The following is a 2,380-nucleotide window of genomic DNA, read 5'->3' as shown; positions in this document are numbered from 1 at the left end:
ACCGTGTTCAGCTCGCGCACCGCGCCATTGTAAAAACGCCGCGCCATCTCGATCTTGTTTTCCGTGTCTGAGAGTTCTTCCTGCAGATCGCGATAATTCGCGCTCGCCTTGAGATCCGGATAGTCCTCGGCGACCGCCATCAGCCGGCCAATCGGGCGCGACAATTCGGACTCGGCCGCGCCGCGCGCCTTGGCATCGTCGCCTGCGCTGGCGGCGAGATTGCGCTTCTCGACAACCTCTTCGAACAGCTGGCGCTCATGGGCGGCATAGCCCTTCACGGTCGCGACCAGCTGCGGGATGAGATTGGCCCGGCGCTTCAGCTGGACATCAATATCCGCCCAGCCATTGCGCACCATCTGGCGCTTGCTGACCAGGACATTGTAAATCACGATCGCGCCAGCAATCAGGATCACGGCGACACCCAGCACGATCCACACACCGGTCATTGGCACATCCTCTCCTCGACCACGTCGTCTCGCGACTATCAAACAAGACGCGCCTCCTGTTAAGGCCCGAATTCGCACCGAATTGGCAACAGGCCGCTGGCCAAGTGGATATGGATGCGGCATCGGTGCGCCATGCGTGCAGGCCCGCTCCAGCTTTTCCTTGTCACCGCGCTCGCCATGACGGCGTTTGCCGCCAATTCGATCCTTGCCCGGCTCGCCATGGCGACAGGAGAGGCCGGCCCATGGTCCTTCACCCTGATCCGGATCGTGTCGGGCGCGCTCGTCCTGGCGCTGATCGTCTCGCCGCGTCGGGCCATGACCTCCGGCAGCTGGCTCTCTGCTGCGGCCCTCTTTGCCTATGCGGCCGCCTTCTCGCTGGCCTATCTATCTCTAGCGGCGGGGACAGGCGCCCTCATCCTGTTCGCTCTCGTCCAGATCACCATGCTCGGCTGGAGCCTGGTCTCGGGTGAAACACTCGCGCCGGCGCGCTGGGTAGGTCTCCTGCTGGCTCTTTCGGGCCTGGTCTGGCTGCTGCTTCCCGGCCTTGAAGCGCCGCCTCTGACAGGCGCGGTCCTCATGGCGGGCGCAGGCATTGCCTGGGGCATCTACTCACTTCGGGGCCGCGGGCATGCTAGCCCGACGGCGCAGACCGCCGGCAATTTCCTACGCGCCGGCGCGGTTGCCATCGGCGCAGCGTTTCCCGCGCTCTACCTCACAAGTGAGGCAATGCCATCGGCCCATGGCTTTGCCTACGCTGTCGTCTCAGGCGCCATCACCTCCGGGCTGGGCTATGCGATCTGGTACTTTGCGCTGCGCAGCCTCACCGCCAGCCTTGCCGGGATTGCGCAGCTTACCGTGCCCGCCATCGCTGCGGCGGGCGGTGTCGTCTTTCTTTCAGAACCGGTCACCCTCCGCTTCCTTGGTGCGACAGCGCTCATCCTCGGCGGGGTCGCGCTGGCCAGCATGGCTCGCCGGCACGCCGCAAGCTGAGTGATTGACGCCGCCCTCAATCCCCGCCATTGCCATCGCCCATGACCGAGGCGCCCGCCATCCGCAAACACGGGAAGAATGCCTTCTTCTTCGTCATCGTCTGCGTGGCGATGGACATGATCGGCTTTGGCATCATCATCCCTGTCATGCCCTCGCTGCTGGCCGAGCTGACAAACCAGCCGGCCGAAGAGACTGTCATCATTGGCGGCTATCTGATGGCGACCTATGGGGTCCTGAATTTCCTCGCCATGCCGACCATCGGAAACCTGTCGGACAGGTATGGCCGCCGGCCCATCCTGCTCGCCTCGATTGCGACCCTTGGGGTGGATTTCATTATCATGGGGTTCGCCGATTCTGTCTGGCTGCTCTTCGTCGGGCGCGCCCTGACCGGCATTTCATCGGCAACCTTTTCGACCGCCAATGCCTATATCGCCGATGTGACCGAGCCGGAAGAGCGCGGCCGGGCCTTCGGCATGATCGGCGCCGCCTTCGGCATCGGCTTCATCATCGGCCCAGCGATCGGCGGGCTTCTCGGCTCGATCGATACGCGCCTTCCCTTTTTCGGGGCGGCCTTCCTCTCAATCCTGAACTTCATCTATGGCTATTTCGTCCTGCCTGAATCGCTTGCCCGTGAGGACCGCCGCCCGTTCAGGGTCCAGCGGGCCAATCCGTTCGGCGCGGTGAAACACTTTTCCAAACTGCCCAAGGTCGGCTGGTTCATTGTCGCCTTCGGCATCTACATGTTCGCCCACAGCGTCTTCCCCTCGACCTGGAACTTCTATTCGGAGATCCGCTATGACTGGAGCGAAGCGGAGATCGGCTTCTCGCTGGCCATGGTCGGGCTCGGTTCAGCGCTAACGCAGGTCTTCTTTATCGGCCCGGCCATTACTCGCTTCGGCGCGGTGCGCACCGCCCTGTTTGGCATCCTCATCATGGTGCTGGCC

3 protein-coding genes are annotated in these 2,380 nt (G+C 63.4%); 2 read left to right on the top strand and 1 reads right to left on the bottom strand.

Features of this window, described 5'->3' with window-relative positions:
- The coding region (locus WA989_RS17095) for a LemA family protein (protein ID WP_424341686.1) at positions 1-446 on the bottom strand (446 nt) is incomplete at its 3' end.
- Between the two features lie 132 nt (positions 447-578).
- On the opposite strand from WA989_RS17095, the gene WA989_RS17090 reads away from it, so the two are divergent.
- Entirely contained in the window at positions 579-1,436 is an 858-nt protein-coding gene (locus WA989_RS17090; RefSeq protein WP_424341685.1) for a DMT family transporter, read from the top strand.
- A 41-nt stretch (positions 1,437-1,477) separates the two neighbouring features.
- Positions 1,478-2,380 (top strand): MFS transporter (locus WA989_RS17085; RefSeq protein ID WP_424341684.1); only part of this gene is annotated, 903 nt, incomplete at its 3' end.

Source organism: Henriciella sp. (assembly GCF_049649345.1).
Lineage (GTDB): Bacteria > Pseudomonadota > Alphaproteobacteria > Caulobacterales > Hyphomonadaceae > Henriciella.
This window is presented reverse-complemented; position numbering and strand designations above follow the sequence as displayed.